Here is a 13,421-nt window from a genome sequence, read left to right as displayed (position 1 = left end):
GCGTGCAAATATCCCGCCCGGTCGCGATTTCGGGGCGTTCAGTCCTCTTCGGGGTCCAGGTCGGTCTCGGCTCCGGCGACGTAGGCCTTCATGTCGAGCTCATGGCCGCTGGGGGCGACGAAGGCGGGCAGTTCCTCGGGGCCGAGGGTGCGCACGTACTCCCAAAACTGGGCCACCGCCTCGCTGTACCCGCTCGCCTCGATGGGCAGCGCGACGCTCACCTGCCAGTCCCGGATCTCGTTCATGCGGACATCCCATCACGCGCGGCCACGTGGCAGTCGGCGAGGTGATCGTCCACCATGCCGACGGCTTGCATGAGGGCGTAAGCGGTGGTGGGGCCCACGAACCGGAAGCCGCGGCGTTTGAGTTCCTTCGCCATGGCCGTGGACTCGGGGGTGATGGCGGGTACCTCGGCGATCGTCCTCGGCCGGGGTTTCGGTTCCGGGGCGAAGGACCACAGCAGCGCGGACAGGTCGAGGTCGCTGGCGGCCCGGGCGTTGTTGATCGCGGCGTCGATCTTCTGCCGGTTGCGGACGATCGACGCGTCGGCCAGCAGCCGTTCCACGTCGGCCTCGGTGAACCTGGCTACCTTGTCGATCACGAATCCCGCGAACCCGGCCCGAAACGCCTCCCGTTTGCGAAGGATGGTCAACCAGGACAGTCCTGATTGGAACGCTTCCAGGCACAGCCGCTCGAACAGGGCGTCGTCGCCGCGAAGCTCACGGCCCCACTCGGTGTCGTGGTACTCGCGATAGATCTGGGGCTCGTCGCCCCAGGGGCAGCGCGCCAGTCCGTCGGCACCGGTGGCCGCGTCGGAGCTCATTCCTTGTCTTCCTTCGGCTCGGTCTCGTCCGTCGTCTCCCCGGCGTCCCCGGTGAGGTCCTCTTTGTCCGCCAGCGCGCGCTGCCGGGCGTCGCGCAGCGCGTCGGCCTCCTCGGTGCGGCCGTCCCGCAGCGCGGTCACCTCGGAGGCGAGCACCTTGATCAGTTCGTCCTTGAAGCCGACGTCGTAGGCGAGCCGGGCGAGCGCGTCGTCGACCTGGCCGGTCTGGTAACCGCGCAGTCCGGTGTCGAACTTCGCGGCCAGCACGTCCTGCTCCGACAGTGGCCGGTCGCTGGGCAGGTGCGCCGGGACGCCGTCGGTGGCGCTGACCAGACCCGGGTCGTTGCCGGTCACGAGCACGACGATGCCGAAGGCGATACCGCAAGACAGGGCCAGGGCGAGCACAACCAAGACGAACTCCATGCCCGGCATCCTCTCATTCCGTCGCGAACGCCGCCAAGACCGCGGCCAGTTGCCCCGGATCGTCTGCGGCGCACAGTTCCCGGCTCGCGTGCATCGACAGGATCGCCATTCCTATGTCGACTGTCGTGATTCCCAGCCGGGCGGCGGTGATGGGGCCGATGGTGGTGCCGCAGGGCAGCGCGTTGTTGTTGACGAAGGTCTGACTGGCGACTCCCGCCTTCGCGCAGGCGGCGGCGAAGATCGCCCGGCCGGGCCCGTCGGTGGCGTAACGCAGGTTCGCGTTGACCTTGATGACCGGCCCGCCGCCGGCGACCGGCATGTGCCCGGGTTCGTGCCGGTCGGCGTAGTTGGGGTGGACGGCGTGGGTGGTGTCGCTGGACATGACGACGCTGTCGGCGAAGGCCCGCGCGGTGTCCTGCAGGTCGGCGCCGCGGGCGTCGAGGATGCGCCGCAGGATCGTCTCCAGGAACGGTCCACCGGCGCCGCTGCGGGATTCGCTGCCGCATTCCTCGTGGTCGAAGGCCGCCAGCACGGCGATGTGGTCCCCCGGCTCCTCGGCGGCGGCGATCAGGGCCGCGGCCCCGGCGTGCACCGACGACAGGTTGTCCAGCCTCGGACAGGCCAGCAGTTCCCGCTCCCGGCCCAGGTAGGCCGGGGCCTGGGTGTCGTGCACGGCGAGGTCCCAGCCGGTGATCTCCTCGGCGTCCAGGCTCGCGCGATCGGCGAGGAAATCGATGAGTTCCCCCTCCTCCGGCTCGCCGAGGCCCCAGATCGGGGTCATGTGGCTCTGCGCGTCCAGGATCTGGCCCTCGTTGACCTTGCGGTCCAGGTGAATCGCGACCCGGGGCACCCGCAACAGCGGCTCGTTGACGGTCACCAGGTGCTGGGTGCCGTCCCGGGTGACCAGCCGCCCCGACACGCCCAGGTCGCGGTCGAGCCAGGTGTCGCGGGGCACGCCCCCGTACACCTCGACGGCGATCTGCCGCCAGCCCTCGGCGCCGGTGTCCGGGATCGGCTTCACCCGCAGGTGCGGCGAGTCGGTGTGGGCGCCCATGATCCGGAAACCCGTTGTGGCCGTAGCGGTCTCGGGCACGTACCACGCGATGACGGCCCCGTCCCGGATGACGTAGTGCCCGCCCGACGTGTCGTCCCACGCCTCGCTCTCGCTCAGCGCGGTGAACCCGGCGGCCGCCAGCATCTTCGCGGTCCGCGCGACGGCGTGGTACGACGTCGGCGATGCGGACACAAAGGACATCAACTCGTCGGTGTGCCGACGATCGAAAACTACGGACATTACCTACCCTCGCAAGACGGCATTGTCGGCCGCTTTCCGGCCTCGACAGCCGAGCCTACGCGCTCACCAGCGGTTACACAGTGGTGCTATTGGACGGATCACGTTTCCGAGAAGCTGATTCGGCGACCGTTCCCTAAAAGCCGATGTCGATGGACGTGCCTTCGGAATCGGTCCAGTCGAACTCTTCGTCCTTGTTCGCGTTCTGGATGACGTCGTCGCTGTAGTGCATCAGCCGTTCGCCGGTGTCCTTGTCGTAACGGCCGAGCACAGGCGGCAGAGCCTTCTTGGTGGGAGTCCAGATGGAGTCCTCGTCGACGAAGTCGTCGTCCTGGTCCTGGGTGTCGGCGGCGTCGTCCCAGCCACGCGGCATCTCCTCGCCGGGAGAACGGGCACCTGGTGCGGACATGACAGACCTCTGCGAACGATTTTGGTCGGGGGTACTGGCGGCCAGTCTACCTACGCGGCGATCGATGTCAAAGCCGTTCACTTCGCCGCCGCTGCCGCCGGAGGCCTCCTGTTAGCTTTGTCGAACTCGGCATTCGAAGCGGAAAGCGGTGTGACATGGGCGAGACCGAACAACCGAAGGTACTGGCGAGCACGCAGGTGGCGACCGGTCCGGCGCGAATCATCGCCGACCCGCACCGGGAGCTCGGCCGGTTCCTGGAGGTCGGCGGTTTCGCGCAGTCCTACGTGAAGCTGGACGAGCCGACGTTCCTGTGGGCGGACTATTCGATGTGGGTCGCCACGGTCATAGACACCGTCGGCGCGAAGGACGCACCGCTTCGGGTGCTGCACCTGGGCGGCGGCGGCATGACGCTGCCCCGCTACGTGCACGGCGTGCGGCCCAACGCGATCCAGACGGTCGTGGAGATGGACGGTCCACTCGTCGAGTTCGTCCGCGAGCACCTTCCGCTTCCCGAAGGCTCGCGCGTCGACATCGTGGTGGGCGACGCCGTCGAGGTGCTCGCCGGACTGCCCGATGCCGAGTTCGACATCGTCATCAGCGATGTCTACGCGGCCAACCAGACACCTCGTGGCACCGCCTGCCTCGAATACGCGCAGCAACTGTCGCGAGTGCTGCGCCCTGAGGGAACCTGTGTGGTCAATGTGCTGGATGTCGAGGGGCTCGTCATGACCCGCCTGCACGCCGCGGCCTTGAACACGGTGTTCGAGGATCTGTGCGTGGTCTCGGCTCACACCCCGAATGTGAAGCGCTTCCTGAACATCGTCATGGCGGCGACCAACTCCGCTTCCGGCCTGCCGTACCCGGCGATCAGCGACGCGGCCGTCCACCACGACACCGAGGTGGCGTTGATCCACGGCGACGACCTCGCACCCGTGATCGCGGGTGTCGAACCGCTGCGGGCCCAGGACTGACGCCGGGCCCACAGCCGGTCCGCTCGATCAGTCGTCCTCCGGCGGCAGCCAGGCGGTCTGCACCTTCTGGTTGCCGAACTTCCGGGTGATGAACCAGCCCCGGCCCGGTGGCATGGTCGACATCTTGATGTCGCCCAGCAGCTTTCCCTCGATCTTGGGACCCGAACCCTGGAACGCCGGGGAGGCGAGGTCCTTCAACGAGCCCAGCACCTTGCCGTACAGGTCGCGACCGGCACCACCACTGCGGCGGGTGACGATGAAGTGCATGCCGAGGTCGCGTGCCTGCGGCAGGATCTCGATCAGCGGCATCAGCGGATTGTTCATCCCCTGTCCCACCAGGTCGTAGTCGTCCACGATCATGAAGATCTCCGGCCCGGTCCACCATGACCGTTCCCGCAGCTGCTGCGGGGTGACGTTGTCCGGAGGCATTCGCTGCTTCGCCGCCGCCACCAACGACTTGACCAGATCCGTGGACTGGTCCGTGGTCGAACAGTGCTTGATGAGGTAGTTCTCGGGCACGGTGCCCAGCAGACTGCGCCGATAGTCGAACAGGACGAAGGTGGCCTGCTTGGAGGTGTTACGGGAGATGATCGTCTTGATGAGCTGGCGCAGGAACGCGCTCTTGCCGGTCTCCACATCGGAGATGAGCATGAAGTGCGGTTCGACGTCCAGTTCCAGGTAGACCGGCTTGAGGTTGGACTCCGCGATCCCGAAGGGGATCTTCCACTTCGTGGACTCGTCGTACCTGTCGAGCGGCAGGCTGTTGTAGGGCAGTTCCGCCGGCAGCAGTCGCACGGCCGGAACCGGCGGGCCCTGCCAGGCGTCCTTGATCTTCGACACCATGTCCTCGATGCCGTCGGCCAGAGCGCCACCGGCCTCGGGCTTGCCGTCCACCCGGGGCAACGCGGTCAGCATGTGCAGACTGTCGGCGGTGATGCCGCGACCCGGGCGATCGGCCGGGACGTTCTCGGCGACCCGGCGACCCGCGATGGAGTCGAAGGCGTCGGCGACCTTGAGCTCGACCTTGCTGCCGAAGACGTCCCGGATCGCGGGCCTGAAGTCACCCCATTTGGCGGCGGCGGCGATGACGTGCACCCCGAAGGAGAGGCCGCGCTGGGCGATCTGGGTGACGATCTGCTCGACTTCATCGAAGTCCTGGCGCAGCGACATCCACCCGTCCACGACCAGGAAGATGTCACCCCACGGGTCGTCGGTGATCCGGCCGTCGGCGCGCATCTTGCGGTAGGTGCTCATGGAGTCGATGCCCTTGGTGGCGAAGCGCTGTTCCCGGGCCTCCATGGCGTTGAACACCTCGGCCGCGGTACGACGCACCTCGTCCGCGTCCAGACGCTGGTACACCGCGCCGACATGCGGCAGGTCGCGGACCGTGGACAGCGCGCCACCACCCAGGTCGATGCAGTAGATCGCCGCCTCCGCGGGCGTGTGGGTCAAGGCGATCGACCCGATGATGGAGCGCAGGGCCGTCGACTTGCCGGACTGGGTGCCTCCCGCGACCGCGATGTGTCCGGCCGCGCCGGTCAGATTCAGCCAGTGGATGTCACGACGCTGCTCGAACGGCTTGTCCACCAGAGCGACCGGGATGTTGAGGCCACCGTGCAGGTCCTGGCGCGCGGTGTTGAGCCCGCGCTCCGGGGTCGTGGTGAGCTGAAGGAATTCGTCCAGAGTGGGGGGAACATCCAGCGGCGGCAGCCACACCTGGTGCGCCGGAGTGCCCTTGCCCTCCATCTTGGACACCAAGATGTCCAACAGGGATTCCCCGACCTTCTCGTCGTCGTCCTCGACGGTCTCGGTGACGCCGGGCTCGGGTTCGGGCTTGGGCGGAGGCGCGACGAAGGTCCCGGTGAACTCCCGCACCTGCGGGCCACCGGAAGCGGCGATGGCCTTCTCGGCGGCGCTGCGCTGGTACACGCCCGACACATAGGAAGCCCGGAACCGAATCAGCGGTTCGGTACCGAACCGCAGGTAACCGTGACCGGGAGCGCGGGGCAGTTCGTAGGCGTCGGAGACACCCAGCACGGTGCGCGACTCGATGGCGGAGAAGGTACGCAGACCGATCCGGTAGGACAGGTGGGTGTCCAGACCGCGCAGCTTGCCCTCCTCGAGCCGCTGCGAGGCCAGCAGCAGGTGCACGCCGAGCGATCGGCCGACACGTCCGATCTGGACGAACATGTCGATGAAGTCGGGTTTGGCGGTCAGCAGCTCGGAGAACTCGTCACAGATGATCAGCAGGCTGGGCATCGGCGGGATCGGGGCACCGGCGGCCCGGGCCTTCTCGTAGTCGCGCAGCGAGGCGAACTTGCCGTGCTTGCGCAGTTCCTCCTGGCGGCGGATCGTCTCACCCTCGATGGCGTCCTTCATGCGGTCGACGAGCACCAGCTCGTCGGACAGGTTCGTGATGACCGCCGAGGTGTGCGGCAGCTTGTCGAGCCGGGTGAAGGTCGCACCACCCTTGAAGTCGACGAGGACGAAGTTGAGGATCTCCGGCGAGTGCACGGCGGCCAGCGCCAGCACCAGGGTCCGCAGCGCCTCGGACTTACCGGAACCGGTGGCGCCGATCATGAGGCCGTGCGGGCCCATACCGTCCTGAGCGGACTCCTTGATGTCCAGGTCGACCGGGAGACCGTCGGGTCCGACACCGATCGGAATCCGCAGCCGGTCGCGGTTGGGGCGTGGCGCCCAAGCGCGATCCGGGTTGAAGTCATAGGGGTCACCGACATCCAGGAGGTCGGTGAACGTGAGGTTCGTGCCGGAGAAGCCGCTGTCGTCGTCACCGTCACCGGGGCCGGCCGCGGACTGACGCAGTGGCGCCAACCGACGGGCCAGCGCCTCGGCCTCCGGCTGCGACAGCGAGTCCGGTTTGCGGATGTCGTCGATCGCGTCGACCGTGCCCATCCGCAGGGTGCCGTCCTCACGGAACTGCAACATCAACAGACCGGGTTCGAGCTGACGCGGCGGCGGAGTGGTGAGATCCAGGATCGTGACACCCTCGACCCCGCCCTCGGTGGTGAGATGGTCGGCGCCCCGGGTGTCGCCGCCGTCCATGATGACGACCACGTGGTGGCCGTCCCAGGGGGTCGAGGCGGGGTTGAAGCGGGGACGGCCGGTGAGCACGTCGCCGAAGCGCTCCTCGATCTCGCGCAGGGAGTTGCCCATGAGCCGCACCTGACCGAGCGCGTCGGTGTCAGCGGGATGCAGCACGTGCGGCATCCACTTCATCCAGTCCCAGTGCGCCATGTTCGGCGGCGACGCGCACACGGCCACAAGCAGCTCGTCCGGGCTCTGCCAGGTGCACAACTGGGCGATCATGGCCCGTACCAGGGCACGGCTCTTGTCGGTGTCGCCGCGGAAGAACATCTTGGAGAAGCCACGCAGGTCCATGGCGACCGGCAGGTCGTTGACGACGGCGTTGGTGTCGAGGAACTTGCGCAGCGCCGCCGTGCACAGCGGCTCCAGGTCCTCGATGGGTTTCGTCTGCGGTACCCGGATCGGGGTGGCCAGCTGCTGCGGCCCCAGGCCCATGCGGATGACGGCGAAGTCACCGTCCCCGGTGCGCCGTTCCCACAGTCGCGCGCTGGAGACCGAGGACCACAGTGTGTCCGGGTCCGGGTGCCGGTAATAGAGCCCCCGGCGCTGTTCGCGGCGGGTCTTGTGGACCTGACGCCGGATCTGCGAGAGCTTCCGCAGGAAGTCGCGCCGGATCTGCATCATTTCCTGTTTGTTGGGGCCCCTGCCGCCTTGGAACATGTTCATGACGACCATGCCCAGCATGGAGACACCGAAGAGCCCGCCGGTCGCGGCGCGCAACCCCATACCGCCCGCGGCACCACTGGTACCGGAGGTCATCATCATGAGCATCATGGCGCCACTGCCCGCGACCATCGGCAACACCATCAGCGCCTGCGACCAGTTGCGGCCGCCAGCGGTCGGAAGCTCCGGCGGCGACTCGACCTGAATATCGCCGTCAGGCAGCTCCGGCGCGGGACGCCGAGGCCGCTTCTTCACCAATAGCAAGCCCATGAGCGGTAGAGCCTCCTCCAAAAGCGAGACGGCTAGGCACAGATGGGGTGATGCCGGTCTCGTCCGCGTGTATTACTCGGTGCACTCACACCTTACGGTGGACACACAACGACGTCCACCGCACCACCTCGGCCGGAGGCGGTCTCCCGCTATGGTGGTTGACGTCCCCACGCGACTATCACAAAGACAAGCAAAGGACCAACGACGGTGACCACGGCCATCCGCACCGGTCTGACACGTATCACCGTGTCGGCGCCTCGACGGCGCATTGACCTCGTACTGCCCGACCACCTGCCGGTCAGCGAGTTGCTGCCCATCATCCTGGACTACGCGGGCGAGGGCGCCGCCGATGACGCCGAGAAGCATGGTGGCTTCGACCTGCGCCGCACCGACGGCAAGACCATCAACCCGGCGCAGTCCATGGCCATGCAGCAGATTCGCGACGGCGAACTACTCCATCTGGCGCCCCGGCACGCGGACTGGCCCGAGGGCGAGTACGACGACGTCGTGGAGGCCATCGCCGCGGGCGCGAAGGTGCTGGGCAAGCAGTGGGACGGCAACCACACCCGGATCACCGGGCTCACCATCGCCGTGATCGCGGGAGTGCTGGCCCTGGCCGGTCTGTGGCTTTCGGGGCCGAAGGAGGTCGACCTCGGCAGCTGGCTGCCAGCCGGGATCACCGCCCTGTCGGCCGCGGTGGTGCTCATGGCCATCGGTATCGCGCTGGCGCGGGCCTCGGGGGACTCGGTCGCGGGCGCGACCCTGGGCGGCCTGTCGCTGCTGTTCGCGGCTTTCGGGGGCTATGTCATCCTCGCCTTCAGGTACCCCCTGGAGTTCCTGGGCTCGGAGCACCTGCTCGTCGCCTCCGCCATCGTGCTCAGCTTCAGCATCGTCGGTTTCTACGCGATCGGGGAATCGCTGCGGGTCTTCACCGCGGGGGTCGTCGTCGGTTTCTTCGGCATCGTCGCCGCCGCCCTCGGTTTCGGCCCCTGGAACCCCGACGGCGACGCCGCCGCCACGGTGTCGATCACGATCATGCTGCTGCCGTCCATCCCGGTGCTGTCGATGCGGTTCGCGAAACTGCCGATGCCGCAGCTGCCGCAGAGCGCCAAGGAATTGGTCAAGGATTCACCCAACCCTCCCAAGGAGGAGATCTTCGCGAAGGTGCTGCGGGCCGACGAGCTGCTCACCGGCCTGCTCATCGGAGTCTCCGTGGTGACCGCGCTGTGCCTGTGGGTTGTGGACACCACGCCGACCCTGACCGCCCCGGTCTCCCAGAAGATCCTGTTGGGAGTCATCGGTTGTGTGTACCTGCTGCGCGCCCGGCTGTTCCCGGCCGTCCGGCAGCGGGTGCCGCTCCTGGCCGCGGGGATCATCGGGCTGGCCCTGTTGGCCGATGACGCGGTCGGCCTGTTCGGCCCGGATCTGCAACTCGTGGGACTAGGGGTCATCGTCCTTCCGGCCGTCCTCATAGCAGTCGCCTCGGGCCTGGTGTACTCGAAGAAGGCGCCGTCTCCCTACATCGGACGTATCGCCGACATCCTCGACATCCTGCTCATCGTGGCCGTCGTCCCGGTCGCCTGCGCCGCGATGGGCCTGTTCGGATTCTTCCGCGGCTTGACCGGTTAGTGGCACGAATTGGGGGTAGCCGAACTTGACAGCGTCGGCTACCGTGACGTGACGGGTGGCACTCCGCCGCCCGAGCCAAGACCGCGGGTACCACCCCGGGCCCGCCAGACACAAGCGAGGTGTACAGCATGGCTCTTGAAGCAGATTATGCAGCACTAAAGGACGGTTCCACCAAGGCCCGTACCGGCGGCGAGAACATCGCCAGCGCTGCCCAGCAGATGTTCGCTGGCCTCGGTGAGCAGCAGAACGCCCTCATCGGTCAAGCAGGTAGCGCTTTCCAAAGAGTCCAGACCGTGATGCAAGAACAGCTCGTCATCATCGACCGCAACCTGGACCAGGTTGCCGAGGGTATCGACCAGTCGAGCCTGACCTTCGACTCGCAGGACGTCGATGGCAGCGCGGAGATCGACAAGGCCGTTGACGGCACCGTCGACGATCTGCTCAAAGGCAAGTAACCCGCACCCGTCAGCAGTGCTTACTGCTTCAAAACTTAAGTAAGGAGAATGATCGTGAGCAACATCAGGTACGACTACAACGGTATCGATCAGTGCGCGGAAATCATCGACGGTTTCCTCAAGAAGATGGACTCCGAGCTCGACGGCATCGAGACCGCCCTCAAGCCGCTCGAAGGCGAAGCATGGAGGGGCTCAGTAGCCCAAGAAGTCTACTTCGAGAAGAAAACAGAGTGGCGTAGCGCGGCCCTGAAGATCGCCGAGGCTCTCATGAACCTCAAGGTCTCCCTGGGCGTCAGCAAAGAGGGTATGCAGTCGGCGGACATCCGCGCCGCTGGCATGTTCGGCTAAGTCGAACGCCTTAGACACCTTCGACGGTGTTCCGCAGACAAATACTGTGTGCGGAACACCGTTTTCGTCGTTCACAGGCGTCACACGACAACCAAGACCTCGTGTCGCCCCACGCTATTGTGTTAGTCGCAAGCCTCGCGGCACCCCGTTCAAGGAGACCTCATGGCCACCAGACGAGATCAGTTGCAGAGCTATCAGTTCCTCTTGCAACGGATCGTCTCGGCACTCGTCTACCGCAAGACCGACCCGGCCGAGTCGCCGTTTCGCCGGGCGGGTGGCGCCATCTTCGCCGGGGTCATGCTGAGCATCCTCGCCCTCGCGGTCACCGCGGTCATCGGCCTGTTCGCCACCGGCTGCGGCCGCACCGCGAACTGGAAGGACGGCGCGGCGATCATCAAGGAGGAGGAGACCGGGGCCTTCTACGTCATCCTCCCCCGCAAGGACGAGAAGAAGGCCGACCAGAAGCAGGTCCTCTACGAGACCGCGAACTTCGCCTCCGCCGCCCTCATCGCGGGCACGACCGAGGTCTTCGAGATCAAGGCCCAGTCACTGCGCTCCGACGACGACAGTGTGTCCATGGGGCCGCGCGTCGGGATCCCGGGAGCGCCGAACTCCATCCCCAAGGCCGACGCGCTGTCCGGAGACGACTGGACGCTGTGCTCCTTCCCCGCCGACAAGAACAACGACACCCCCACGTCGAAGCTCTATATCGGAACGGCGAAGACCAAGGGCGATGCGCTGGGCAAGGACGCCCTGCTCGCCAAGGCCGGTGAGGAGCAGTACCTCGTATCGCAGGGTCACAAGTACCCCATCAGCGACGACGCCATCGGCTACCTGAACGCGACCGGGGAGACCGTGCACGAGGCCGACAAGGCCGTCCTGGACGGCGTCGAATCGGGCGAGCCCCTGGAGGCACCCGACTACGGCGACCCCAAGGACGAGTCGACCACCGGCGATCCAGTGGGGACCGTCTACAAGAACACCGGCGGCGGCAACACCACCTTCTGGGTTGCCACAAAGGACAACATCGCCTCGATCACCGAACTGCAGGCGTACCTCATCACCGAGGGCAGCGAGGACAAGTTCAAAGAGGCCAACACGAGTGAGTTCTCCGACGACCCGGACGACCTCAAGCCCGCCGAGGAGAGCTCGCCGCTGGAGAAGCTCCCCGAATTCGCCGACGCCGCCGACGAGTCCCGCCTGTGCGCGGTGTTCCCGTCCGAGGGCAAGGAGACGAAGATCGTCTACAACGCCGACACCCCCGACATCGACGGCGTGGGAACACCCGAGGTCAAGGAGGGTGGCGCCGCGCTGGCGGACCAGATCGTCGTGGCCCCAGGCACCGGCGCCCTGGTCGAGACGGGTGACTCCGAGGACGAGGGCGGACTGTCCCTGGTCACCGCCTCCGGGGAGATCTTCGGCATCGAGCAGACGGATCACAGCGGGTCCAAGAACGGCGCGGCCGCCCCGGCCGACGCGCTCACCGCCTTCGGATACCGAGGCGACAACAGCAAGGGGATCAAGGCTCCGGCTCGGGTTCACATGCCCAGCCAGGTACTCAGTCTGATTCCGCGGGGCCCCGATCTGAGTCCTGACAGTGCGATGGAAACCGTGGGGAGCCGGTGATGCGAGGGCAGGGTTGGCGCGGCGCCACGGCCTTCGTGGCGCTCACGGTGGTTCTCGGCGGTGTCGTCGCGTTTCCTTCGGCCGCCTCGGCCGAGGGCCGCAAATGTCCCGACGGCGCGGAGAAGCCGAAAGACGCCAGCGATGTCTCCAAGAGCAAACTGTGGGCGTATGACCTGCTCGACGTGAAACGGGTATGGCCCCTCACCAAGGGCGAGGGCGTCAAGGTCGCGGTCATCGACTCCGGGGTCCAGGCGGACATGAAACTGCTCGACGGACGCGTGGGCAGCGGCAAGGCGTACATCGACAACAAGGAGCAGGAGAAGGCCTCCGGTGGTGACGCGGCCACGGAGGACTGCGACGGTCACGGCACCGAGGTCGCGAGCATCATCGCCGGTAGTCCCGACGAGGAGAGCGGCTTCTACGGAATCGCGCCGGAAGCCGAGATCATCCCCTATCGGATCTCCAACAAACGTCCCGGGAAGGAAGCTCAGGCCGCCAAGGAAGACGCCGAGGACAAAGACCAGGAGATCATCGTCGACGAGAACGACTTCGCCGATGCCATCGACGAGGCGGTCAAAGCCAAGGCCAAGGTCATCAACCTTTCGGTCAAGTACAAAGCTGACTACAAACCCATCAGGGATGCCATAGCCAACGCCGTCAAGAATGATGTCGTCGTCGTTGCCGCGGCGGGTAACAACGGTGCCGATCCCAAGCCCGGCGAGACATACCCCGCCAACTATCCGAATGTCATCGGTGTCGGAGCGGTCGACAAGAACGAGAGTCGGCTCGCCACATCCCAAAAAGGCCCCTGGGTGGACGTCGTCGCGCCGGGCGCCAGCATCGCGGCGCCACTTCCCAACGGGAAGTACGACACCGAGTTCGGTGGTACCTCGGGTGCCACGGCATTCGTCTCCGGAACCGCGGCACTGCTGCGGGCCCAGCACAAGGACTGGAGCGCCGAAGAGGTCGCCAAGCAGATCATGTCGACCGCCTCACCCACGGCCGGGGGCACCGGAATGACCGGGGACGAGGACGTCGAGGGCAACACCGGTGGCAGTCCCGGATACGGGCACGGCCGGGTCGACCCCTACATGGCCGTCACCCAGAAGATGAGCGCGAGCGAAGCCAAGGAAATGGACATGGACGCTCCCGCGGCGGATCCGGCGGCGGTCAAGCGCAACGCCGACTTCGCCAAGATGAAGACCTGGGCGCTGTGGATCGGTCTGGGTGCTCTGGGATTGTTCGTCGCCGCGCTGGCCGGTGTCGGCGCGTTGCGCCGGGGCAAGAAGGGCAAGTGGCACGTCAAACGTGTCGACAAGTCCGACCACATCGAACCCTTCGATGACGGCGATCCGATTCCGGTGTTCCAGGGCATCAAGGGCCTGAAGGAATAGCTTCCGAGCCCGCTC

General features: G+C 66.6%; 12 protein-coding genes. 6 read left to right on the top strand and 6 right to left on the bottom strand.

The features are described 5' to 3' along the window. Window positions 1-38: 38 nt before the first annotated feature. The 5 genes from SNAS_RS03455 to SNAS_RS03435 all read right to left on the bottom strand — a co-directional run bounded on the left by SNAS_RS03455 (window position 39) and on the right by SNAS_RS03435 (window position 2,945). Entirely contained in the window at window positions 39-245 is a 207-nt protein-coding gene (locus SNAS_RS03455; RefSeq protein WP_013015984.1) for a hypothetical protein, read from the bottom strand. Continuing rightward, entirely contained in the window at window positions 242-823 is a 582-nt protein-coding gene (locus tag SNAS_RS03450; protein WP_013015983.1) for a DNA-3-methyladenine glycosylase I, read from the bottom strand. The genes SNAS_RS03455 and SNAS_RS03450 overlap by 4 nt, the downstream gene beginning before the upstream one ends. Beyond that, window positions 820-1,245 (bottom strand): DivIVA domain-containing protein, encoded by a 426-nt coding sequence (locus SNAS_RS03445; protein ID WP_013015982.1) that lies wholly within the window; start codon window positions 1,243-1,245, stop codon window positions 820-822. The genes SNAS_RS03450 and SNAS_RS03445 overlap by 4 nt, the downstream gene beginning before the upstream one ends. A gap of 13 nt (window positions 1,246-1,258) precedes the next feature. Beyond that, entirely contained in the window at window positions 1,259-2,539 is a 1,281-nt protein-coding gene (locus SNAS_RS03440) for a M18 family aminopeptidase (RefSeq protein ID WP_013015981.1), read from the bottom strand. 133 nt (window positions 2,540-2,672) lie between these two features. Further along, window positions 2,673-2,945: a hypothetical protein gene (locus tag SNAS_RS03435; protein WP_013015980.1), complete on the bottom strand. Its 273-nt coding sequence runs from the start codon at window positions 2,943-2,945 to the stop codon at window positions 2,673-2,675. Window positions 2,946-3,100: 155 nt separating this feature from the next. Here SNAS_RS03435 and SNAS_RS03430 point away from each other — a divergent pair, with 155 nt between their 5' ends. After that, a complete protein-coding gene (locus SNAS_RS03430; protein WP_013015979.1) occupies window positions 3,101-3,916 on the top strand; it encodes a spermidine synthase in 816 nt (271 codons plus the stop codon). A gap of 27 nt (window positions 3,917-3,943) precedes the next feature. On the opposite strand, the gene SNAS_RS03425 is transcribed toward SNAS_RS03430, so the two are convergent. Beyond that, complete coding sequence (locus tag SNAS_RS03425; RefSeq protein ID WP_013015978.1) at window positions 3,944-7,954, bottom strand: type VII secretion protein EccC; 4,011 nt, start codon at window positions 7,952-7,954, stop codon at window positions 3,944-3,946. Window positions 7,955-8,161: 207 nt separating this feature from the next. Here SNAS_RS03425 and eccD point away from each other — a divergent pair, with 207 nt between their 5' ends. The 5 genes from eccD (at window position 8,162) to SNAS_RS03400 (ending at window position 13,406) form a co-directional block, all read left to right on the top strand. Continuing rightward, window positions 8,162-9,583: a type VII secretion integral membrane protein EccD gene (eccD, locus tag SNAS_RS03420; protein WP_013015977.1), complete on the top strand. Its 1,422-nt coding sequence runs from the start codon at window positions 8,162-8,164 to the stop codon at window positions 9,581-9,583. A 128-nt stretch (window positions 9,584-9,711) separates the two neighbouring features. Beyond that, window positions 9,712-10,038 carry a hypothetical protein gene (locus SNAS_RS03415; protein WP_013015976.1) on the top strand — a complete coding sequence of 109 codons (327 nt, stop codon included), beginning with the start codon at window positions 9,712-9,714 and terminating at the stop codon, window positions 10,036-10,038. A 54-nt stretch (window positions 10,039-10,092) separates the two neighbouring features. Further along, window positions 10,093-10,386 carry a WXG100 family type VII secretion target gene (locus SNAS_RS03410; protein ID WP_013015975.1) on the top strand — a complete coding sequence of 98 codons (294 nt, stop codon included), beginning with the start codon at window positions 10,093-10,095 and terminating at the stop codon, window positions 10,384-10,386. A gap of 162 nt (window positions 10,387-10,548) precedes the next feature. Then, window positions 10,549-12,012: a type VII secretion protein EccB gene (gene eccB, locus SNAS_RS03405; protein WP_013015974.1), complete on the top strand. Its 1,464-nt coding sequence runs from the start codon at window positions 10,549-10,551 to the stop codon at window positions 12,010-12,012. Further along, window positions 12,012-13,406, top strand: a complete 1,395-nt coding sequence (locus SNAS_RS03400; RefSeq protein WP_013015973.1) for a S8 family serine peptidase — start codon at window positions 12,012-12,014, stop codon at window positions 13,404-13,406. The genes eccB and SNAS_RS03400 overlap by 1 nt, the downstream gene beginning before the upstream one ends. Window positions 13,407-13,421 lie beyond the last annotated feature (15 nt).

It is taken from the genome of Stackebrandtia nassauensis DSM 44728, assembly GCF_000024545.1.
GTDB classification, from domain to species: Bacteria; Actinomycetota; Actinomycetes; order Mycobacteriales; family Micromonosporaceae; genus Stackebrandtia; species Stackebrandtia nassauensis.
The sequence above is the reverse complement of the archived record's forward strand: the minus strand, read 5'-3'. Positions and strand labels throughout refer to the sequence as shown.

Coding starts and splice junctions, on each gene's coding strand:
- SNAS_RS03450 (WP_013015983.1), bottom strand. CDS start 823: ATGAGCTCCGACGCGGCCACCGGTGCCGACGGACTGGCGCGCTGCCCC.
- SNAS_RS03445 (WP_013015982.1), bottom strand. CDS start 1,245: ATGGAGTTCGTCTTGGTTGTGCTCGCCCTGGCCCTGTCTTGCGGTATC.
- SNAS_RS03425 (WP_013015978.1), bottom strand. CDS start 7,954: ATGGGCTTGCTATTGGTGAAGAAGCGGCCTCGGCGTCCCGCGCCGGAG.
- SNAS_RS03415 (WP_013015976.1), top strand. CDS start 9,712: ATGGCTCTTGAAGCAGATTATGCAGCACTAAAGGACGGTTCCACCAAG.
- SNAS_RS03435 (WP_013015980.1), bottom strand. CDS start 2,945: ATGTCCGCACCAGGTGCCCGTTCTCCCGGCGAGGAGATGCCGCGTGGC.
- SNAS_RS03430 (WP_013015979.1), top strand. CDS start 3,101: ATGGGCGAGACCGAACAACCGAAGGTACTGGCGAGCACGCAGGTGGCG.
- SNAS_RS03455 (WP_013015984.1), bottom strand. CDS start 245: ATGAACGAGATCCGGGACTGGCAGGTGAGCGTCGCGCTGCCCATCGAG.
- SNAS_RS03440 (WP_013015981.1), bottom strand. CDS start 2,539: ATGTCCGTAGTTTTCGATCGTCGGCACACCGACGAGTTGATGTCCTTT.
- eccB (WP_013015974.1), top strand. CDS start 10,549: ATGGCCACCAGACGAGATCAGTTGCAGAGCTATCAGTTCCTCTTGCAA.
- SNAS_RS03400 (WP_013015973.1), top strand. CDS start 12,012: ATGCGAGGGCAGGGTTGGCGCGGCGCCACGGCCTTCGTGGCGCTCACG.